The following is a 21,052-nucleotide window of genomic DNA, read 5'->3' on the forward strand; positions in this document are numbered from 1 at the left end:
AAATTGATGCGGGTGGGGGATAGCACCCAGTTCTTCATCTGAGAAGATTGGGCTACTGCCGGAGCCGGGAGGAGCAAGGCCACCCCGAGGGCGCGGCAGGCAAGCCGTAAAAGCGGTTTCATAGGAGTATGGAAGAAAGGAAATAAGCCAAATGCGTATTGCGGCAATAGGGTGGGGCAGGGTACCCCGCTGGAGGGGCCACGAAAGCCAGTGCGAAGAAAGCGCAAAGTACTATCGAAACCCCGGACGGTCCTACTGCCGCCCGCAGAAAGCGCCTGGCCAAAACCTACGGGTTTCCGGCCAAGGGGCCAGCCTGGCGCAAGCGACGTAGCGGGAGGGTGTATCTTCGTGGCTGGTATGTTTGCTTTCCCTATGGCTTTTCCCTCTGACCCCATTACCTCCCCGCAGAATCCGCGCATCAAGAACCTGCTCAAACTCCAGCAGAAGTCGTCGGAGCGCCGAACCCAGGGGCTTACCATTATTGAAGGGCTGCGGGAGCTTACCATTGCCCATGGGGCGGGCGTGGCCGTACCGGCCTTGTTTGTGTGCCCCGAGCTGGCCGGCACCGAGCGGCTGGCGCAGCTGCAGGCGCTGTTTGCGGAAAGCCGCCCCGAATGGTTTGCCGTTTCCCGGCCGGTGTTCGAGAAAGTGGCCTACCGCGAAGGCTCCGACGGGGTGCTGGCCCTGGCCCGCCCTCCACAGCGTACCCTGGCCAGCCTCCACCTGCCGAAGGCCCCGCTGCTGCTGGTGCTGGAGGCTGTGGAGAAGCCCGGCAACCTGGGCGCTATCCTGCGCACCGCCGACGCGGCCCAGGCCACGGCCGTCATCGTCTGCGACCCGCGCACCGACTTGTTCAACCCCAACGCCATTCGCAGCTCCATCGGGTGCTCGTTTACGGTGCCCACGGTGGCCACCACCCGCGAGGAGCTGCTGGCCTGGTGCCAGCAGCACGGCATCCGCACCTACGCCGCGGCCCTCACCGAACACGCCGTGCCCTACACCACCTGCGACTTCCGGGGCCCCACGGCCCTGGTCATGGGCACCGAAGCCGATGGCCTCACCCCCGAACTTCGGCAGGCCTGCACCCAGACCATCATCATTCCCATGCGCGGGGCCATCGACTCGCTGAATGTGAGTACTGCCACGGCCATTCTTACCTTCGAGGCCGTACGCCAGCGCGGCGCATAGCGTATTCGCCGTATTTCCCGCCTATTCCTTCCCCATGACGCTATCCGGCCCGCCGACCGCCACCCTTCCCCAGCCGCCCGCGGGGGGCTATTACCGGTGGCTGCTCGTGCTGGTGGTAGCGGTATTCGTGGGGAGCCTCTACCAGCGCGTGCTGCACGGCGACGAGGCCTGGATAGGGGAGCAGGCCTACTGGGCGGCCAAAGAAGGGCGGGTGCGCTCCGAGCTTTTCCGGGGCCTGCTGCACGCCGAGCAGCGCCAATGGGTGTATCACTGGCTGTTTGTGTGGCAGGGGGCCGGCGTTATTCGGCTCGTGGGCTGGTCGGCCCTGGTGCTGAAGTTAATCAGCCTGACGTATCTCGGCGCTTTCCTGCTCGTCAGCTACCGCCATCTGCGGGCCCATTTCCTGCCTACGGCCCCGGCCTGCTACCTGTTCTATGCCCTGCTGCTGGGCAACACCTTGGTAGTGGAGTATGGCTACGTGTTCCGGCCAGAGGTCATGCTCATGTTCCTAGGGTTTGGCTCCTGGATTTTTCTGCAGCGCTACCTGCACACTGCCCAGCCCAGAAGCTTATATGTGCTGCTGGCGGCCCTGCTGGCGGGACTGGCGGCTCTCACCCACTTCAACGGGCTGATCTTTGTGGTAGCCGGGGCCGGGCTGCTGCTTTTGCGCCGGCGCTTTGGGGCTATGCTGGTGTTTTCGGGTGTGGCCCTGGGCGTGTTTTCTGCCTGCTTCTGGGACGTCATTGCCCACGAGGCCTGGGCAGTGTACATCAGGCAGCTGACCCCGGCCATGAAGCACGCCCAGCCCCGACTGCTGACGTACCTGGGCTACGTTTTGGATGAGCAGAAGCGGTTTTTTCACTCACCCGCCGAAGTAACCCTGAGCCTGCTGGTGCTAACTTCGGCCGTGGTGCTCTACAAGTCCCGCTACCGCACGCCGCGCCTGGCCGATGCCGTGCTCTACCTGTTGTTCATGATAGGGGCGCTGGCCTGCCTGGCCCAGGGCAAGACCACAAAATACCTACTGCTCTACCTGCCCCATCTGTGCCTGGTTATCACCCTGGCGTTTGTGCACCAGCCCCCGCGCCCCGCGTGGCTGCCCAAGGCCCTGCAGGTCCTGTTGGCCCTGTACCTGGTTGCCAATATTGGTTTCACGGGCTACCTCTTTAGCCAGCATGAAGACCAGCCCACTCAGAACCGGCAGCTGGCGCAGCAACTAACCCGCTACCGCCATAGCCGGGTGGTGGCTCCTCTGGAATTTATCTTCCACGAGATGGAGGCCTTTTCCATCCAGGGAACCACCTGCTATAAAGTGCTGATGGAAACCGGCCAGATACCCGATGGCGGCCTGAGCTTGTTTGAGGAAGCTGCCCGCTTCCAGCGGCAGGTCATCATCCTCGACGAGAATTCCCGGCACGTACTGGGGGTGCCCGTCCCCGTGCCCGGGCAGCGCTACGGCCAGTACCGCTACGCCTACCGCTTTCAGAAATTCTACGTGTACGAGCTGCAGTAACCCGAAGCGGGCTGCCCTGGGCTGGGCCTGCTGCTTCCCCCAGCCCGGAGCAGGCAGAACACCGCCGGGCCGCAGACCCGTAGGCTTGCAAACAAAGAATTAGCACTATGCCTGGAAATGCACGGCCTCTGTCAGCGTAGTAGCTTCGGTGTTTGTTCGTTGTAGGTTCGATGTAGCTTCGTATAAGCTGCGTAGCCGGGTGAGGTGCGGCCCGGTTGTACTTTTCAGAGAATGGCAACCGCCTGCACAGTGTTGCCGGGAAAGTCGGTGAGGGTGAGGTAGACCTGTAGGCTGGCCCAGGAAGGTAAAGCAGCTGTGGGCGTATACTGCCAGGCATTAGGCCGGGGCAAGGGCTCGGCCGGGCCCGCGGCCAGCACCTGCCCCGCCGGGGTTTCGAGGCGCACGTCCACTCGGTGCAAGGCTACCGGGTTGCTTACCAACAGGTGCAGGCGGGTTGGGCAGGTGGGGTCGGGGCCCACGCTCAGCAGGCACGGGGGCGTCAGGAAATCGGCCAGGCAGAGGTTGTGGGGGCGGCGCCCGGTGGCCTCGGCTGCCGCCGTATACAGCGCCCCGAGGGCAGGGTCGGCCAGGGCCGCCCGGGCGTACCGGGCGGCCGCCTGGAACTGCTGCTGCCGGGCCAGCTGGGCCTGGGAGCGGGGCTTGCCCGAAGGTGCGGGGGCCGCACACACCAGGGTTTGCCCATCGGCCAGCTGCCGCACCACCAGTTGTTTGCCCAGCATTCCGCTCAGGCCCTGGAGAAGAAGGTTGTGTCGCACTTTCGCCATCGGAAGAAAGGCTGAGGGGGAAGAGGGTGAAGAAGGAACCGCCAGAACGAACCAGCCCGCGCCCACCGTATACTGGCAGGCAGTAGCTGCCGCGCCCCCCCGTATCTTGCTTCCCATGAGCCAGCTCCACCACCGCATTTTCCACGTCCACGGCCGCGTTCAAGGCGTTTTCTTCCGCCAAAGCACCCAGCAGGAGGCCCGCCGCCTGGGCCTCAGCGGCTATGCCCGCAACAACCCCGACGGCACCGTCACCATCGAAGCCGAAGGCACCCCCGAGGCGCTGGACGCGCTGGAAGCCTGGTGCCGCCACGGCCCCCCGTTGGCCCGCGTCGAAAAAGTAGAACCTTCTTCCGGTCCGGTGCAGGGCTACGACGGGTTTGAAGTGCGGCGATAAGAGAGGAGAAAAACGCCTGTCATCCTGAGCAAAGCGAAGGGCCTTATCACGCTAGAACAAGTCGTATTTACGATGGTCGTTCTGACGGGGGAAGGTCCTTCGCTTTGCTCAGGATGACAGGCAGCTTCTATGGCCAACCAGCCAACCCTCTATTTCTTCCGGCGGCCTTCGAGGATGCGGAAGAAGGAGCGGGACTGAATTTCTTCTTGGGTCAGGCCGGTGGCCAGCACTTCCTCCTCGGTGATGGCGCCGCAGTTCTGGGCTTTCAGGAAGAAATTGAGCAAACCCTGGCCCGTAGCCGCATCATCGAAAATGTCGCCGGTTAGGGTGCTGATAGCGGCCCGCTCCACAAAGGTGCGCAGGCGGTGCAGGGCATCTTCGTAGGAGCTCAGGAAGAAGGCATAGGTGGCCGCGTAGCGCATGGGCAGCTGGGCGGGGTTCAAATCCCAGCCCTGGTAGAGGCCGTTGATGAGCGAGTGGGTGGTGTGCGCAAAGCCCTGCCGCCAGGCGTTGTGCACCGACTCGCGGTTTTCGCGCAGCTGCTCGTAGCTCAGGTTTTCGCCCCGGTGCGGGCCAATGGGCATTACGTTGGTAGCACCGTCGGAGAGGAAGATGCCGGTGCCGCCCAGGGCCACCTTGGTCATGTGGTGAGCAAAGTCGCAGACGGGGTGGGCCATGGTCTGGTACCGGGCCGTGATGCCGGCCGAGGCGGTGTAGTCGTAGGTGCCGAAGTGGGCCGCCACGCAGCGCCCCTCGCTGGCCCGGATGATGCGCATGAGCGGGTTGCGGCCTTCCTCGTCCATCACAATCTGGGTGGCCTCCACCATCGTTTCCATGCGCAGGGTGCCGGGCGCGAGGTGGTTGGCTTTTTCCAGCAGCTCAAACAGGCGCACCATGGTGCTCATCTGCTCGGGAATGGTCACTTTGGGCAGCATCACCACAAAGTTGTCGGGCAGCTTGCCGCCGGTTTCGGCCAGCAGGGTGCTCAGGAAAATGTCGAGCGTACGCACGCCCCGGGCCTTCAAATCCTCGGTGAACGGCTTGATGCGGATGCCAATGAAGGGGGAAAGCGTGCCGTTCTGCATGCCTACGGCTACTTCCTTGGCGGCCTGCACGGCCGTGGCGTCTTCCTCGTCGTGGGGCCGGTTGCCGAACCCATCCTCGAAGTCGATGCGGAAGTCTTCCACGGCTTCGGTCTGGAGCTTGCGCAGCATCTTGTTGTAGACGGAGTACGCCAGCCAGGCGGGCTGCTTTTTGCGGTCTTCCTCGCTCATAGCATCGAGGCGCTGGGTAAGATCGGCCACGTCGGCGCCCAGGGTAGGCAGGTGCTCGTGTCCGCTCAGCCGCAGCACGCGGGCCAGCTCCACGAAATTTGGTGCGTAGGTGCGCAGGCTGCCCAGGGCAATTTCACCCATGCGTACGCAGGTATCCGACTTAAACAGGTTGGCCCCGCCGTACACGGTATGCACCGGCTGGCGGTCGGGCCGGTCGCCGGGGTACACCTGCTGGAAATGACGGTTAGCCACGCCCAGTTGCTCAAGCAGCTGGTTTTTATCGGCTTCGGGAAGACTGAGTTTCATATGGAGGGAGAGGTGGGAAGGGGAAGTTTGTTGTAGTAGAACGTCATGCCGAGCGCAGCCGAGGCATCTCGCTCGTGTAGTAGAATCAACAACATCAGCACGCGAGATGCCTCGGCTGTGCTCGGCATGACGGACAACCAATATAGGAATCAGCTGCCGCGGTAGGTGGTGTAGCCGAACGGATTCAGCAGGAGGGGAATATGGTAGTGCTCGGGGCCGCTGATGGTGAAGACAATTTCCACGAAGGGGTAGAACGTGGCCGTGCCCAGGCGGGCGAAATACTCGGCGGTGAAGAACTTCATCTTGTAGGTGCCAACTGGCAAGGCGTCGTCCGTGGGCAGCAGGTTGGGGATGCGGCCATCCTGGTTGGTTTGCCCGCGGGCCAGCTCCTGCCAGCTCTCGGCCTGCTCCCCGTATAGCGCAATGGTCACCCCGGCCGCGGGGCGGCCCAGGGTCGTATCCAGAATGTGGGTGGTAAGGTGGCTCATGCGGTCAGCAGCTTCTTCAGCCTGATTTCGGTGATTTTGCGTTGCTCTTCGGCGGCCACGCGGATTTCCTCGGCCGGCTCGTTCGGCAGCCGGGCCTGGAGCAAGGCCCGCATTTCATCGGCGGACTTACCGGTAGCGCACACGATGAAGATATAGCCGAACTTTTGCTCGTAGGCCTCGTTGCCGGCGGCCAGCGCGTGCAGCGTTTCCTCCGAAGCTTGAGCCACGGCGCCCTGCTCCCCGGCGGCCCAGGCGCTGGTACTGGCAAACTTTTCCTTGAGCGAGGCCACGTCCCCGATTTTAGGATGGTGCGTGAATGCCTCGCGCCAGTCGGCTTCGGTCAGGTTGTTCCAAATACGAGAGGCTTCGGCCAGCAACGTGGCCTCATCGGCTACGGGGAAAAGGTTGGCCATCTGCGTCACCCAAGCTTCGGCCCCGCAGCACTTGCGCAGGGCTTCCGTCAGGGCCGGGCGGGGGAGGTGGTTGAGTTCGGTTAAGGTCATAGAACTTGAAAATCGTCTGTCATGCTGAGCGAAGTCGAAGCATCTCTACCGCTTCGTAGAGCGACTCCAACGAAGCGGTAGAGATGCTTCGACTTCGCTCAGCATGACGTTCATTTCTGCCTGTTGCGGTAGTTACACCACCGTGGGGAAGCGGTTCACGTTTTTGTAGTAGATGTACACCGAGTCTTCCTGGCCCATGGCGGTGGCCCACTGCTGGCAGTAGGGCGCCATCCAGATGGAGTCGCCCTTCTTTACAGGGTACCACTGCTGATCGAGCATATAGATGGCCTGCCCCTGCAGGTACAGCAGGCCATGCTCCATGATGTGGGTTTCCACCATCGGCAAATGCCCGCCGGTGCTGTAAGTGAAGATGTTCACGGCCATGTCGAAGCCCAGCTCATTCGGCAGCAGCTCCTGGATACGCAGGGCCTCGTCGTTCATGTACACCGGGGCCTTGGCAATGTCCCGCTCCCCAAACACCACGCCCGGCACCGCGTGGCCCGCCAGCGGCTCGTAGGTTTTGTGGAACGTCAGCACCTGCGTGCCGTCCGTGGGCTGCTGAAACAGGTAATCCTGCTCAATGGGCACGTACACGTACTGGCCTTCGGTGAGGGTGCGGTCCTGCCCATCAACAGTGACCTGTACTTGGCCGGCCACTACGTAGAAGAAAATCTGCGCAGCCTCGGTGCGGCCCCTCAGCTGGCCACCTGCGCGCAGGGTAATCAGCGTCTGAGCCAGGCGGGCGCCCATCTGCTCGTTAATGATGACGTTAACGGTGCAGTTTGTCCAGCCTGGTACGTTGCTGTTGATGTAGCCATCCGGGGCAATAATGGCGTGGTTGCGCTTGACAACGGACCGGGTAAGAGCAGAAATTTCCATATCAGGGAAGGATGAAATGACGAAGAAAAACGGAGTCGTCCTGCTGAGCGCAGCCGAAGCATCTCTCCCGCTTCGTTGCAGTGATATTCAGACGAAGCGGGAGAGATGCCCCGAGTCCGCTCAGCAGGACCCAGGCGTATGTTGGTGAAGTATTCGGGTGAGGAAACGCTCCGCTACTTCGAGGGCTGCCGCCACGTCAGGCAGCTCCACGTTTTCGAGCGGGTTGTGGCTGATGCCTTTGTAGCAGCGAATGAATAGCATGGTAGCCGGAGCCACCTGCGAAATGGGCACTGCATCGTGGCCGGCCCCGCTTACCAGGGAAATAACTTCGTGGCCGGCCTCGGCAATGGCCTGAGCAAGCTCCGCATTCAGGGCCGCGTCGCAGGCGACGGGCGCGGTTTGCTGAATAAGGTTCCAGCTCACCTCCACCTGGCGGCGCTGCCCAATGGCAGCGGCCTGGGCCTGCAGCTGCGCGTAGGCGGCGGCCAGCTGGGTTTCGTCGGGGCTGCGCAAGTCGAGGCTGCAGACGACTTCGCCGGGAATCACGTTGCTGGCCGACTGCGGCAAGTACAGCTTGCCCACGGTGGCTACCAGGTTCTGGCCGTGCTGTTGAGCGAATTGCTCGGCGGCCAGCACAAACTCGGCGGCGGCCGTCAGGGCATCCTGGCGCATGCGCATGGGCACGGTGCCGGCGTGGCCGGCCATGCCCCGGAACGTCAGCTCTACGCGGCGCTGCCCGGCAATGGCCGTCACCAGCGCCACCGGGGCGGGTTGCTCCCAAAGCACCGGGCCCTGCTCGATGTGCATTTCAAAGTACCCCAGCCAGCTTTCCGGCGGCAGCGCGTCGGCGGCTAGCTCTTCGGGCCTGCCACCCATGGCGGTCAGCACCTCGGCCAGGGTGTGGCCGTGGGCGTCGGGGCGCTGGAGCAGGCTCGGGTCGAAGGAGCCGGCCACAACTTTGCTGCCCAGGTACGTGGTATGAAACCGCACGCCTTCTTCGTCGCTGAAGGCTATGAGCTCCAGGTGAAAAGGCAGCGCCGCTGGCTGGCTGGCCAACTGTTCCAGTAAGTCCAGCCCCAGCAGTACGCCCAGGGGGCCGTCGTACTTGCCGGCATTCACCACCGTATCGATATGGGAGCCGATGACGAAGGTTTTGGCGGCAGGATCAGGGCACACGAGGCGGCCGCGCACGTTGCCGATGGCGTCGAGGCGGGTTTCCAGGCCGGCGGCGCGCATCCAGCTTTCCACCAAAGCCCGGCCCTGCTGGAAGGCCTCGGTGCCGAACGTGCGCGTTACCCCCTGCGCATCCTCACTGATGGCGGCCAACTCCTCAATGTGTCCCAGCACCCGAGCGGCGCGGGCAGAATAGTCAGTCATCATACGGCTAGCGGGTAACGACCTGGCCTTGGTGTAGGCTGATGAACTCGGGCCGGTTGTACACTAACTGGCCGGCCAGATAGGTTTGCTCCACCACCCCGCGCAGCTGCTGGCCCACGTAGGGGCTGGTTTTGTGGCGGTGGTGCAGCAGCTCTTCGGTGACCGTGAACGTGGCTTCCTCATCGAGTACCAGCAAATCGGCATCGAAGCCCGCGGCAATCTGGCCTTTGCGGTGAGCCTGGCCGACGAGCTTGGCGGGGTTGGCGCTCAGCCAGTGCGCTAGATCCACTAGGGAAGCGCCGCGCGGTTGGGCCGCCGTCCAAAGCACCGGCAAGGCCAGCTGCAGGGAAGCAATGCCGCCCCAGGCCGTGGTGAAGTCGCCGGAATCGAGCTGCTTGAGGTCGGGCGGGGCAGGGGAGTGGTCGGTGGCTACGAAGTCGATGAGGCCGGTTTGCAGGGCTTGCCAGAGCTGCTCGTTGTTGGCTTGCTCGCGGATGGGCGGGGCGCACTTAAAGCGGGTTTGCCCGTCGGGAATGTCCTCGGCAGCAAAAAACAGATAATGCTGGCCGGTCTCCACTGTAATGGGCAGCCCTTCGGCCTTGGCTGCAGCCAGCTGGGGCAGGGAGTCAGCCGAGGAAAGGTGCACGATGTGTGTGCGGCAGCCTGTTTCCCGGCACAGCCGGATCATCAGCGCCACGGCTTCGTCTTCCCAGCTTCTGGGTCGGGAGGCCAAGTAGTTCGGGTACGACTGCTTGTCGCCCTGCTTCCAGGTGTCATCGTCCTGGCTTAGCTCGCAGTGCACCAGCAGGGGCAGGCCGTGGCGAGCCAGCAGGGGCATCATGGCGCGCAGATCGGCCTCGGTAGCATTCGGAAAATCGTCGATGCCGGAGTGGGTCAGAAAAGCTTTGAAGCCGAGCACGCCGTGGTTAATCAGTCCTTCCACCTCCGCCGCATTGCCGGGTACGATACCGCCCCAGAAACCCACGTTGGTGTGCAGGTTCTGGCGGGCAGCGGCCAGCTTCAGTTCCAAGTTGGCTACCGAAGTCGTGACGGGCGCCGAGTTTAGGGGCATATCCACGAGCGTGGTAAGGCCCCCGGCCAGGGCGGCGCGGGTGGCAGTGTCGAAGCCTTCCCAGGCAGTACGCCCCGGCTCGTTGATGTGCACGTGCGGGTCGATGAGGCCCGGCAGCAAGGCCCGGTGGCCCAGGTCGATAATGGGCATTTGTACAGGCACGCCGGGCTCCAGCACCGCCGCAATGCGCCCGGCCTGCACGACCACCAGCGCCGGCTGCACGCCGGTGGGCAGCACCACTTTTTTACTGACTAAGGCGAAATCCTGCATGAAGTGTAGTGAACTGTGCTACAAAATGAGAATATTTCAAACACGAAGTGCTGCCTGCGCGGCCTTTCACGGGCCGAAACCGTCAAAATCAAGTGCAAAGGGTAGCTCTTTAGAGAGGCTAACGGCTGGCAGATAGCATTTTGGCGGGTTCTGGCCGTTTGATTTACAGCGTATTTACCTTTTCCCGAAACGGAGTTTCGGGACGCGTTCCTGTTTGCGTTATGATGCACGTCGTGGTTTTGTTGGTGGTGGCGGCAGTGTTTTTCCTGATTCTGGGCGCCAGCTGGGTGCTGCACCGGGTAGCCCGCACCCACCGGCACGGTGGGGCCCTGGGCGAGGGAGGCCTGACCATGCAGGGCTTCGGCTATGGCCTCACGGTGCTGGCCGTGCTGTTTCTACTGCTGGTATTCTACCTGCTGGTGCAGGGCACGCCCTGGGAAGGCCACCTCATGGAGTGGCTCAATATTGTGGTGCGCCTGATGCACGTCACCTTCGGTATTGCCTGGATTGGGGCCTCCTTCTACTTCGTGTTTCTGGAAAATACCCTCAACCGCACCGAAAACGTGCGCGAGGAGCTGGCGGGCAACCTCTGGGCCGTGCACGGCGGCGGCTTCTACTACCTGGAAAAGTACAAGCTGGCCCCACCCCAGATTCCCAAGGCCCTGCACTGGTTTAAGTACGAAGCCTATTTCACCTGGCTTACCGGCTTCAGCTTACTGTGCGTGGTGTACTACTTCAACGCCGGTTCCATGCTCATCGACCCGCAGGTGCTGGCCATCAGTCCGCTGGCCGGGGTGGCTATTGGTATCGGGTCCTTTGTAGTGGCCTGGGTGCTCTACCATGTGCTGTGCCGCACCCCGCTGGTGAAGAACGGGCTGGTTATGGCCGTGCTGGGTTTTTTGATTTGCACGGCCTTCGCGTGGTTTTACTGCCAGGTGTTCAGCGCCCGGGCGGCCTACCTGCACTTCGGGGCCATGCTGGGCACGCTCATGGTGGGCAACGTGTTTTTTATCATCATCCCGGCCCAGAAAGCTATGGTAAAGGCCGCCACCGAAGGCCAGCCTCTCAACCCCGAGCTGGGCAAGCACGCCGGCCTTCGTTCCCTGCACAACAACTACTTCACGCTGCCGGTGCTGTTCGTGATGATCAGCAACCACTTCCCCAGCACGTTCGGGCATAGCTACCCGTGGGCAGTGCTGGCCGCCATTGCCCTGGGCACGGCTGGTATCAAGCATTGGCTGAACCTGCGCGAAAAGCACCAGGCTACCGGCCTGGTATTCCCGTTGGCGGCGGGCCTGCTGCTGGCCGTGGCTTTCGTCACGGCCCCAAAAACCGAAACCGGCGCGGGCCCTGCCTGTACGCCCAACGTGGGGGTGGCCCAGGTCCAGGGCATCGTGCAGCTGCGGTGCGTGCGCTGCCACTCCGCTCAGCCTACTGATGAGGTCTTCACTACTGCGCCCAACGGCGTGATGTTCGACACGCCCCAGGACATAGCCCGTCTCAAAGACAAAATCATGCAGCGCGTGGTCGTAACCAAAACGATGCCCCAGAACAACAAAACCCACATGACTCAGGAGGAGCGGAACCTACTACGATGCTGGATAGAGCAAGGAGCAAAGGTGGAGTAGGGCTAGCCAGCTTGAACGGGTAGAAAAACAGGAGCTTTCGTTTTGTATGAATATTCATAGAAAATAGGGGTTTTAATGAATATATTTTTACCTTGTTCGGCTTTTAAACACAGTCCCCTTACAAACCTCTTGCTTCATGAAACACTTTTTCTATCAAGCACTTTGCTGCCTGGCGTTGTCTCTAGCCGGCTGTTCCTCAAAAGAGTCGGATGCGGTGCAGCCGCTGGCGGCCCGTGTTGGCGCTGACGCCAAGGCGGGTGCCCTTTCTACCCCCACCCTCAGCCAGGCATTTACCAATAAAACCTTTATCGGGGTGCAGGTTACGGCCGGCGCTACCGGGGCACCGGCTGGCTTTTCCTTGCAGTGGATGACGGCCGCCGATTTTGCTGCCAGCGGTGGTGTATGGAACGATGCGCTGGCGTGCAAAGCCTCGTTTAGCGGTAACGCCCGGGACTCCCGCTACGCCCTGGCCGCCGGAGAATCGGCGGTAGTCAACGTTGGCAGTCTGTTGTTGGATAACGGTGCTTCGGCTTCCTGCACCGATGCGCTGGCCTGCGGGACAACGTACGTATTCCGGGCTTTTGCCCACGCCGAGAAGTCCAGCAAGCGCAGTGCCTTCACGGAAGTAAGCTACTTCAACACCCTGAGCTGCTTTGGCTTCCCTACTGGCGAAGAGGAAGTAGACTAGTCTTCGGTGCTGAGCACTTAGCGCCGTATCTGCTTACGGAACCGCGCGACATAAACAGTACTCCTTCAAGCTAAAATGCCCGGCACGCTGAGTGTGCCGGGCATTTTAGCTTGAAGGAGTGCCACACTGTGGCCGAGTTGGGCTTAGCAGCCAAGCCGGGGCTCGGCGGTTGAGTTGTTGCCAGACTGATTGCCCGGAAAAGATGTTGCACCAGCCGCCCTCACCCTCAACAAAAGAGGCGCAGCCTCTGGCCGCGCCTCTTTCCAGACCAACGGCGCAAAGCCATTGGCTAACAGACTATAGAAAACTAGTCTACTTTCTTGGCCGAACGCAGACGCTCGTTTTCGTCGAGCAGGATTTTACGCATCCGCACCGACTTGGGCGTTACTTCCAGGTACTCATCCTTCTGGATGTATTCCATGGCTTCTTCCAGGGAGAACTGGCGCTTGGGCACGATTTTCACGTTTTCGTCCGAGCCGGAAGCGCGCATGTTGGTGAGCTTCTTGCCTTTCTGAATGTTGATGGTCAGGTCGTTGGGGCGGGTATGCTCGCCGATAACCTGGCCAGCGTACACTTCCTCGCCTGGGTCCACAAAGAACTCACCGCGGTCCTGCATCTTGTCGATGGTATAAGCAGTGCCGGCACCGGTGTCCATCGAAATCAGCGAACCGGAGATACGGCCGGGGATTACGCCTTTGTAGGGCTCGTAGGCCGAGAAGCGGTGGTTCATGATGGCCTCACCCGCGGTGGCGGTCAGCACGTTGTTGCGCAGGCCAATCAGGCCCCGGGCCGGAATGTTGAACTCCAGGTGCTGCAGGTCGCCCTTGGGCTCCATGATGGTCAGCTCACCTTTGCGCATGGTCACCAGCTCGATAACCTTACCAGCGGTTTCCTCGGGTACGTCTACCACCAGGTGCTCTATGGGCTCCAGGCGGTTGCCTTCCTCATCCTCGCGGAACAGTACCTGGGGCTGGCCTACCTGCAGCTCGAACCCTTCGCGACGCATGGTCTCGATGAGTACCGACAAGTGCAGAATGCCGCGGCCGTACACCAGGAAGGTGTCTTCGCGGTCGGTTTCCTTCACGCGCAAAGCCAGGTTTTTCTCGGTTTCCTTGAACAGCCGGTCACGCAGGTGGCGCGAGGTCACAAACTTGCCTTCCTTACCGAAGAAGGGCGAGTTGTTGATGGTGAACAGCATGTTCATCGTCGGCTCGTCGATGCTGATGGTGGTCAGCCCTTCGGGGTTCTCGGCGTCGGCGAGGGTGTCGCCAATGTCGAAGCCTTCGATGCCGGTTACGGCGCAGATTTCGCCCGAGCTAACTTCGGAAACCTTGGTGCGGCCCAGGCCTTCGAATACCTGCAGCTCTTTGATTTTTACTTTCTTGATGGTGCCGTCGCGCTTCACCAGGCTCATGTTGGCGCCTTCCTTCAGCGTACCGCGGTGCACGCGGCCGATGGCGATACGGCCTACGAACGAGGAGTAGTCAAGCGAAGTAACCTGCATCTGGGGCGTGCCATCCAGCTGGGGGGCAGGGGGAATGGAAGCCACCACGGCGTCGAGCAGCGGGATGATGCTGTCGGTCTTTTGCTTCCAGTCGGTGCTCATCCAGCCCTGCTTCGAGGAGCCGTACAGGGTCACGAAGTCCAGCTGGTCTTCGTTGGCACCGAGGTTGAACATCAGGTCGAACACCTGCTCGTGTACCTCATCGGGGCGGCAGTTTTCCTTGTCAACTTTGTTGACCACTACGATGGGCTTCAGGCCCAGGTCAATGGCTTTGCCCAGCACGAAGCGCGTCTGGGGCATGGCACCTTCGAAGGCATCCACGAGCAGCAGTACGCCGTCGGCCATCTTCAGTACGCGCTCCACCTCACCACCGAAGTCGGCGTGACCAGGGGTGTCGATGATGTTGATTTTAACGTCTTTGTACCGTACCGAAACGTTTTTGGAGACGATGGTAATGCCCCGCTCACGCTCCAGGTCATTGTTGTCCAGAATCAGGTCGTCGAACTGCTGGTGCTCGTCGAACAGCTTGGAGGCGTGAATGATCTTGTCCACGAGCGTAGTCTTGCCGTGGTCAACGTGCGCGATGATGGCGATATTGCGAATGTTCTGCATACAATGGGTTTTCCGGGTGCAAAGGTACGGAATGTTTGGCGCAAAAACTTGCAGGTAATTAATTGTTACTGAGTGAGGAAGAAACGGCCGGCGAGAACTAAGACAACTAATTGGGCGCCTGCGGTTCCGAAATAGGACGGGCAGCCACTTTCTAAATGGGCCAAAGCCGAACCGTAGGCGGGCTGCGTATGTTGTATTCGAAGCCCGGTTCTGGCCTGGGTTTCCGCTCATTGTCTTTACTTTCTCTTCTTGCTCATGCGTTCTTCCTTCCTCGTTCTGCTGCTATCGGTTTTCACCCTGAACTCGGCCTGCTCACAGAAAAAAAATGTGGCCGTAGAAAAGCCCCAGGCGCCCACCCAGCCCACAGCCGCGGCCAAAGCTTATCCGAAACCCCGGCTCGTGACGGGCAAGCCCGATGAGTTTCCCATCCGCAAAACCGATGCGCAGTGGAAGGCCCAGCTCACGCCCGACCAGTACTTTATTTTGCGGCAGCAGGGCACGGAGCGGGCCTTCACGGGCAAATACCACGACAACCACGAGAAGGGCAACTACTACTGCGCCGCCGACCACAATCTGCTGTTCTCGTCCGAAACCAAGTTTGAGTCGGGCACGGGCTGGCCGAGCTTCTGGGCCCCGGCTTCCGAAAACAGCCTGAAGGTAACGGCCGACAACAGCTACGGCATGAGCCGCGACGAGCTGGTATGCGCCAAATGCGGCGGCCACCTTGGCCACGTGTTCAACGACGGTCCCCAGCCCACCGGCCTGCGCTACTGCATGGATGGCAACGGCATGGTATTCGAAAAAGCAAAATAAAACCGCAGCTGACCGGTAAGCGTTGGGCCCGTCAGCTACCGGCAGCCGCTAACTGACGGGCTTACTACTTTTGCGGGCGGCCCGCTGGCAATCCAAGCCGGCGGGCCGTTTCGTTTGTTGCGTTGGCAGCGCCCCGTAGGCACTGCCCTTTTGCTTTTCTCATGCCACCACTTTCTTCCCCCAACGACCCTATTGCCGACCTGCAGGCCGCCCTGGCGCCGGCTCGTCAGCACCTTATCGACCACGGCGTGTACCAGTCGCTGCATTCCCTGGATGACTTGCGCGTGTTTATGCAGCACCACGTGTTTGCGGTGTGGGATTTTATGTCCCTGCTCAAGGCCCTGCAGCGGGAACTCACGTGCGTGGCGGTGCCCTGGGTGCCGCGTGGCAACCCGGTTACCCGCCGCCTCATCAACGACATTGTGCTGGAAGAAGAAACCGACCTGGACCCCGAGGGCCGACCGGCCAGCCACTTTGAGCTATATCTGCGCGCCATGCGGGAGTGCGGCGCCGATACGGCGCCCATCGAAAAGTTGCTGGCTGCCCTGGCGGCCGGCGCTACCGTGGACGCGGCTCTGCAGCAGGCGGAAGCGCCGGCTTCGGTCCGGGCGTTTGTGCTGGAGACGTTTCGCATTATTGAGGCCGGCCAGCCCCATGCCGTGGCCGCAGCCTTCACCTTTGGCCGCGAAGACGTAATTCCCGCCATGTTCCGCCACTTGGTGCACGATTTGCGCCAGCGCTTCCCCGGTCAGCTCGACACGTTCACGTATTACCTCGACCGCCACATTCAGCTCGACGAAGAAGTACACACCCCTTTAGCCCAGCAGATGGTGCGCGAGCTGTGCGGCCACGATGCGGCGCGCTGGACCGAGAGCCGCGAAGTGGCAGCCCGCTGCATGCAGGCCCGCGTGGCGTTGTGGGACGGAATCCGGGCTGCCCTCCGGCAGCCGGCGGCGGTAGGGTAGGCGGCTCAACTTCTGCGCCCCTGCGCCGTTGTAAGAAAGGTCAGCCGGTTTTCGGCTACCTTCTTTTTTGCCTCGATGAGACTTTCCTCTAGTTCTTTCCGCCTGTTGCTGCCAGTGCTGGCGGGTATGCTTTCCTGCACTACGGCCGAAGAAAGCGCCGTGGAGCGGGAGCGGCCGGCTGCGCCTGCTTCCATTACCACCGACGCCGACCGGCAGGCAGCCTACAATAGCAACGCGGGCTACGGGGGCTCCGTGCCCGATGCTACCCCGGGCCGCGTGCCCATCCGGGAGCAAAGCAGCGGCATCAACTCGCGTAAACGGCCCGAAAGCCTGAACACCGACGACCCCAACAACTCGACCCCCGAAACCCGGCTGCGCCGGCTGAACGGGGCTCCGGTGGATACCCTGCGCCGGCCCTAGTGAGGCTAGCAAAAGCAAAAAAACGGTCCATCTGCCTCTGATAAGGCAGATGGACCGTTTTTTTGCTTTTGCGCTGGTGCTAAGCGGCGTCCGTCCCTGAAGGCGCTTCCGCGGTGGGAGCGGCTGGCTTGCGGGACGTGGCGGGGCGGCGAGGGGCGGCCTTAGCAGCCGGAGCAGCCGGCTTGGCGGCGGGTCTGGCTGGGCGGCGGGGCGCTGGCGCAGCGGCTGGAGCCGCTTCGGAGGCGTTGGCGTCCTGCGTGCTGGTATCAGTAGAAATGCTGTCGGAGCCGGCGGGGGTGCCAGTGTCGTAGTGGCGCACTATCGTGTGCAGGGCTTGCTCAAACATGCGCTCCGTATCGGCGTCGAGGCGGCGGGTAGCTTCCTTTACCACTTCCTTGAGCTTGGCTTTCGTTTCCAGCCGAATGCGCTTCACTACTTCGTCCATGCGCTTGTCGAGCTCCTGCTGCAGCTGTTTGGCCGCCGCTTTCAGGCTCTTTTTCTGGCTGGCTTTCTTGGTAGAACGGGCATCCGTGAGGGCATCGGTGGTGCGCGTCGCGGCTTTGCTGGCCTTGTCGGCTTTGCGCTGAGCCTTGTGCTCCGCTTTCTGCGCAGGGGTTTTCTTCACCTTCTTTTCAGCCGGCGCTTTTTCAGTTTTTTTCATGGGAAGAAGAGGTTTGGGAAAATGGTTGAGCTTACGTACGCTGAGTAGCCTGAGCAGTTAGTGACTAAAGGTAAATGGTTTCGTCAGCAAATTGGCGGTGAATACGCGTTTGGCCGGATATACTGCATTTTCCTTGTTCCTTTGTGGTCTGATGCCCGCGCTGCCGGGCCGTTGTGCCGCTTTCTCGCTTGTTTTCGCATGTCTGCTACTTTTCCTCAACGCTATACCGTTACGGCCGCGCTGCCCTACACCAACGGCCCCGTTCACATTGGCCACCTGGCCGGCGTGTACCTGCCCGCCGATATCTACGTGCGCTACCTGCGCGCCCAGCAGCGCGACGTAAAATTCATCTGCGGCTCCGATGAGCACGGCGTGCCCATCACCATCCGGGCCCAGAAGGAGGGCGTCACGCCCCAGCAGGTGGTGGATAAATACCACGCCATCATCCGCGACTCATTTCAGGAGTTCGGCGTGTCGTTCGATATCTACTCGCGCACGTCTTCCCAAACCCACGCTGAAGTAGCCAGCGGCTTCTTCAAGAAGCTCTACGAGGAAGGCAAGTTTATTGAGCAGACCTCCGAGCAGTATTATGACGAGAAGGCCGACCAGTTTCTGGCCGACCGCTACATCGTGGGTACCTGCCCCAACTGCGGCAACGAAAACGCCTACGGCGACCAGTGCGAGAAGTGCGGCACCTCGCTCAGCCCCACCGAGCTGATTAACCCGCGCTCCATGCTCTCGGGCAACCACCCCGTGCTGCGCGAAACCAAGCACTGGTACCTGCCCTTGGATCAGTACGAACCTTGGCTGCGCGAGTGGATTGTGGAAGGCCACAAAAACGACTGGAAAGCCAACGTGTACGGCCAGTGCAAATCGTGGATCGACCAGGGCTTGCACCCCCGCGCCGTGACGCGCGACCTGGACTGGGGTGTGCCCGTGCCGGTGGCCGGGGCCGAGGGCAAAGTGCTGTACGTGTGGTTTGATGCGCCCATCGGCTACATCTCGGCCACCAAAGACCTGCTGCCCGATACCTGGGAAACCTACTGGAAAGACCCCGAAACCAAGCTGGTGCACTTCATCGGCAAGGACAACATCGTGTTCCACTGCATCATCTTCCCCACGATGCTCAAGGCCCACGGCGACTATATCCTGCCCGATAACGTGCCTGCCAACGAGTTCCTGAACCTGGAAGGCGACAAAATCAGCACGAGCCGCAACTGGGCCGTGTGGCTGCACGAGTACCTACAGGATTTCCCCGGCCAAGCCGACGTGCTGCGCTACGTGCTCTGCGCTAACGCCCCCGAAACCAAGGACAACGACTTTACCTGGAAAGACTTCCAGGCCCGCAACAACAACGAGCTGGTAGCCAACCTCGGCAACTTCGTGAACCGGGCCGTGGTGCTCACCCACAAGTTTTTCGGGGGGAAGGTACCCGCCGCCGTGGGCTTTACCACCGAGGACGAGGACGTGCTGCGCCAGCTAAGTGAATTCCCGCAGCGCATCGGGGAGCTGATTGACAACTACCGCTTCCGCGACGCGCTGAACGAGCTGATGAACCTCTCGCGCCTCGGCAACAAGTACCTGGCCGACCAGGAGCCCTGGAAGCTCATCAAAACCGACGAGGCCCGCACCGGTACCGTGCTGCACGTTTCCTTGCAGCTGGCGGCCGCTCTCGTCACGCTGCTGGAGCCCTTCCTACCCGAAGCTGCTGCCCGCCTGGGGCGGATGCTGAATACGGAGAAAGGCACCTGGCCCCAGGCCGGCCGCCCTGATGCGCTGCCCGCTGGCCATCAGCTAGCCGAGGCCGCGTTGCTGTTCACCAAAATTGAAGATGCCACCGTAGAGGCCCAGGTGCAGAAGCTGCTCGACACCAAGAAAGCCAACGAGCTGGCCGCCGCTGTGTCGGCCCCGGCCAAGGACGACGTGAGCTTCGAGCAGTTCCAGCAGATGGATTTGCGCATCGGCACCATCGTGGCCGCCGAGAAAGTGGCCAAAACCAAAAAGCTGCTGAAGCTCAGCGTAGACCTCGGTTTCGAGGAGCCCCGCACCATCGTGAGCGGTATTGCTGAGCACTTCCTGCCTGAGGCCCTCATCGGGCAGCAGGTGCAGGTGCTGCTCAACCTCGCCCCCCGCGAAATCAAAGGCATCCAAAGCCAGGGCATGCTGCTGATGGCCGAAAACGCCGACGGCGTGCTCAGCCTCATGCAGCCCAGCTCCTCCGTGCGGCCCGGTTCCGGCGTGGCGTAAGAAGAGAAGCGAGACCTAAGAAGGAGAGAAGTGAGACTTTCGTTCTGAAACCCGGTTGGGCAAACAGAACAGAAGTCTCACTTCTCATTTCACGTTTACCACATTCATAGCCCGCTCCACGCCCATAGCCCCAAAGGCCAGCACGGCCTCGGCGGCTTTTTCCAGGCGGCCCTCTAAATCAATTTGCTCATCGGCGGAGAAGGGGCTGAGTACGTAATCTACCTGCCGGCCCTTCGAGAAGCTGGAGTCGATGCCGAAGCGCAGGCGGGCGTACTCGTCGGAGCCCAGGGTTTCCTGGATGTGCTTGAGCCCGTTCTGGCCGCCGGCCGAGCCTTTGGCTTTCAGGCGCAGCTTGCCAAAAGGGAGGGCCAGGTCATCGGTTACGACGAGCATATTTTCCTTGGTGAGCTTGAGCGCGCTCAGCCAGTGCGCGGCCGCCTTGCCGCTCAGGTTCATGTAAGTAGTAGGCTTCACCAGCACATAGGTGTGGCCCTTATGCTTGATTTCAGTGGTGAAGGCGTGGCGGCCCAGCTGCCAGGGCGCGGCCTCGTGCTTGTGGGCCAGGTAGTCGCCCACCATAAAGCCTACGTTGTGGCGCGTGTTGGCATACTCCGGCCCAATGTTGCCCAGGCACAGAACAAGAAACTTCATCAGTATAACGGGTTGAGGTAAGGTAGCCAGTAAGCACGTGCGCTGCTGCGGGCCCTTCGTGCCTGCAAAGATGGCAGGACCAGCAGTGGCCTCGGTAGTCGGCTATAAAAAAAGCCGTTCTGCGAACAGAACGGCTTTTCAAGTGGCAGTAAGCGTTGGGAATTTGCGTCCCCGCGGCTACTTGCCGTATAGGATAAACTATTTTTCGGCGTTGAGAGTGCCTTTGAGGGCACGGGGGATGGTAACGGTGGCAATAGGCGCCTGGGGGTTGGTGAGGATGGTGTAGCCCTTCGGCTCTACTTTGCTCACTTTGATAGACTTGCCGAGGCCCAGGTCCGAAATGTTTACTTCCACGAAGTCGGGCAGATTTTCGGGAGCGGCCTTCACTTTCAGCTTGCGCAGCTTGCTTACCAGCTTGCCACCCTGCTGTACGCCGGGCGAGGTGCCGATGTACTTCACGGGAATATCCATTTTCACTTCTTTGCCGGCTTCCAGCTCCAGGAAGTCAACGTGCAGCAGCATTTCGTTCACGGGGTGGAACTGGGCGTCCTGCACGATGGCGCGGTACATGGTACCTTCCACGTTCAGATCCACGATGTGCACCTCGGGGGTGTACAGCAACTCACGGAACAGGATGGCTGGGGCGGAAAAATGCACTTGCTCGGTACCGCCGTACAGTACGCACGGTACGTACGATTCGAGGCGGATAGCCTTGGCATCTTTCTTACCGAGATTCGCTCTTTTAAACCCTACAATCTCGAGGCTTTTCATAAAGGAGTGTGTTTGGAGAAATCCGCTCACCCACAGCAGGTAA

20 protein-coding genes are annotated in these 21,052 nt (G+C 61.2%); 9 read left to right on the forward strand and 11 right to left on the reverse strand.

Features of this window, described 5'->3' with window-relative positions; all coding sequences use genetic code 11:
- Positions 1–372: 372 nt before the first annotated feature.
- Together FY528_RS20400 and FY528_RS20405 are read left to right on the forward strand one after the other, a co-directional pair.
- Positions 373–1,188, forward strand: coding sequence for a TrmH family RNA methyltransferase (locus FY528_RS20400; RefSeq protein WP_149072867.1), 816 nt, complete (start codon positions 373–375; stop codon positions 1,186–1,188).
- A 34-nt stretch (positions 1,189–1,222) separates the two neighbouring features.
- Positions 1,223–2,701: a hypothetical protein gene (locus tag FY528_RS20405; protein ID WP_149072868.1), complete on the forward strand. Its 1,479-nt coding sequence runs from the start codon at positions 1,223–1,225 to the stop codon at positions 2,699–2,701.
- 224 nt (positions 2,702–2,925) lie between these two features.
- Here the strand turns inward: FY528_RS20405 and FY528_RS20410 are convergent, their stop codons facing one another.
- Positions 2,926–3,477 (reverse strand): hypothetical protein, encoded by a 552-nt coding sequence (locus FY528_RS20410; protein ID WP_222931848.1) that lies wholly within the window; start codon positions 3,475–3,477, stop codon positions 2,926–2,928.
- A 124-nt stretch (positions 3,478–3,601) separates the two neighbouring features.
- Here FY528_RS20410 and FY528_RS20415 point away from each other — a divergent pair, with 124 nt between their 5' ends.
- Positions 3,602–3,880 (forward strand): acylphosphatase, encoded by a 279-nt coding sequence (locus FY528_RS20415; protein WP_149072870.1) that lies wholly within the window; start codon positions 3,602–3,604, stop codon positions 3,878–3,880.
- 149 nt (positions 3,881–4,029) lie between these two features.
- On the opposite strand, the gene FY528_RS20420 is transcribed toward FY528_RS20415, so the two are convergent.
- The 6 genes from FY528_RS20420 to allB form a co-directional block, all read right to left on the reverse strand.
- Positions 4,030–5,460: a DUF6986 family protein gene (locus FY528_RS20420; RefSeq protein ID WP_149072871.1), complete on the reverse strand. Its 1,431-nt coding sequence runs from the start codon at positions 5,458–5,460 to the stop codon at positions 4,030–4,032.
- 149 nt (positions 5,461–5,609) lie between these two features.
- Positions 5,610–5,948, reverse strand: coding sequence for a hydroxyisourate hydrolase (gene uraH, locus FY528_RS20425; protein ID WP_149072872.1), 339 nt, complete (start codon positions 5,946–5,948; stop codon positions 5,610–5,612).
- A complete protein-coding gene (uraD, locus tag FY528_RS20430) occupies positions 5,945–6,451 on the reverse strand; it encodes a 2-oxo-4-hydroxy-4-carboxy-5-ureidoimidazoline decarboxylase (protein WP_149072873.1) in 507 nt (168 codons plus the stop codon). The genes uraH and uraD overlap by 4 nt, the downstream gene beginning before the upstream one ends.
- A gap of 132 nt (positions 6,452–6,583) precedes the next feature.
- Positions 6,584–7,330 (reverse strand): (S)-ureidoglycine aminohydrolase, encoded by a 747-nt coding sequence (allE, locus tag FY528_RS20435; protein WP_149072874.1) that lies wholly within the window; start codon positions 7,328–7,330, stop codon positions 6,584–6,586.
- A gap of 120 nt (positions 7,331–7,450) precedes the next feature.
- Entirely contained in the window at positions 7,451–8,710 is a 1,260-nt protein-coding gene (locus tag FY528_RS20440) for an allantoate amidohydrolase (protein ID WP_262384072.1), read from the reverse strand.
- A gap of 4 nt (positions 8,711–8,714) precedes the next feature.
- Complete coding sequence (allB, locus tag FY528_RS20445; RefSeq protein WP_149072875.1) at positions 8,715–10,049, reverse strand: allantoinase AllB; 1,335 nt, start codon at positions 10,047–10,049, stop codon at positions 8,715–8,717.
- A 221-nt stretch (positions 10,050–10,270) separates the two neighbouring features.
- On the opposite strand from allB, the gene FY528_RS20450 reads away from it, so the two are divergent.
- Both FY528_RS20450 and FY528_RS20455 read left to right on the forward strand, forming a co-directional pair.
- Complete coding sequence (locus FY528_RS20450; RefSeq protein WP_222931849.1) at positions 10,271–11,677, forward strand: urate hydroxylase PuuD; 1,407 nt, start codon at positions 10,271–10,273, stop codon at positions 11,675–11,677.
- 136 nt (positions 11,678–11,813) lie between these two features.
- Positions 11,814–12,365, forward strand: a complete 552-nt coding sequence (locus tag FY528_RS20455; protein WP_149072876.1) for a fimbrillin family protein — start codon at positions 11,814–11,816, stop codon at positions 12,363–12,365.
- 307 nt (positions 12,366–12,672) lie between these two features.
- Here the strand turns inward: FY528_RS20455 and typA are convergent, their stop codons facing one another.
- Positions 12,673–14,481, reverse strand: coding sequence for a translational GTPase TypA (typA, locus tag FY528_RS20460; RefSeq protein WP_149072877.1), 1,809 nt, complete (start codon positions 14,479–14,481; stop codon positions 12,673–12,675).
- A gap of 255 nt (positions 14,482–14,736) precedes the next feature.
- Between typA and msrB the strand changes: the two genes are divergently transcribed.
- From msrB to FY528_RS20475, 3 genes are all read left to right on the forward strand, one after another.
- Positions 14,737–15,294 carry a peptide-methionine (R)-S-oxide reductase MsrB gene (gene msrB, locus FY528_RS20465; RefSeq protein ID WP_149072878.1) on the forward strand — a complete coding sequence of 186 codons (558 nt, stop codon included), beginning with the start codon at positions 14,737–14,739 and terminating at the stop codon, positions 15,292–15,294.
- A gap of 161 nt (positions 15,295–15,455) precedes the next feature.
- The gene (locus FY528_RS20470) at positions 15,456–16,259 is read left to right on the forward strand and encodes a DUF3050 domain-containing protein (RefSeq protein WP_149072879.1); all 804 of its coding nucleotides are present in this window, start codon (positions 15,456–15,458) and stop codon (positions 16,257–16,259) included.
- A 75-nt stretch (positions 16,260–16,334) separates the two neighbouring features.
- Positions 16,335–16,679, forward strand: a complete 345-nt coding sequence (locus tag FY528_RS20475) for a hypothetical protein (protein ID WP_149072880.1) — start codon at positions 16,335–16,337, stop codon at positions 16,677–16,679.
- Positions 16,680–16,758: 79 nt separating this feature from the next.
- Here FY528_RS20475 and FY528_RS20480 read toward each other — a convergent pair whose 3' ends face one another.
- Positions 16,759–17,340, reverse strand: a complete 582-nt coding sequence (locus tag FY528_RS20480; protein WP_149072881.1) for a hypothetical protein — start codon at positions 17,338–17,340, stop codon at positions 16,759–16,761.
- A 198-nt stretch (positions 17,341–17,538) separates the two neighbouring features.
- Between FY528_RS20480 and metG the strand changes: the two genes are divergently transcribed.
- Complete coding sequence (gene metG / locus FY528_RS20485) at positions 17,539–19,587, forward strand: methionine--tRNA ligase (RefSeq protein ID WP_149072882.1); 2,049 nt, start codon at positions 17,539–17,541, stop codon at positions 19,585–19,587.
- 84 nt (positions 19,588–19,671) lie between these two features.
- Here the strand turns inward: metG and pth are convergent, their stop codons facing one another.
- Positions 19,672–20,238, reverse strand: a complete 567-nt coding sequence (gene pth, locus FY528_RS20490; RefSeq protein ID WP_149072883.1) for an aminoacyl-tRNA hydrolase — start codon at positions 20,236–20,238, stop codon at positions 19,672–19,674.
- A 198-nt stretch (positions 20,239–20,436) separates the two neighbouring features.
- Positions 20,437–21,009, reverse strand: coding sequence for a 50S ribosomal protein L25/general stress protein Ctc (locus FY528_RS20495; RefSeq protein WP_149072884.1), 573 nt, complete (start codon positions 21,007–21,009; stop codon positions 20,437–20,439).
- Positions 21,010–21,052: the final 43 nt, after the last annotated feature.

The organism is Hymenobacter lutimineralis (genome assembly GCF_008271285.1).
In the GTDB taxonomy this organism is placed as follows: domain Bacteria; phylum Bacteroidota; class Bacteroidia; order Cytophagales; family Hymenobacteraceae; genus Hymenobacter; species Hymenobacter lutimineralis.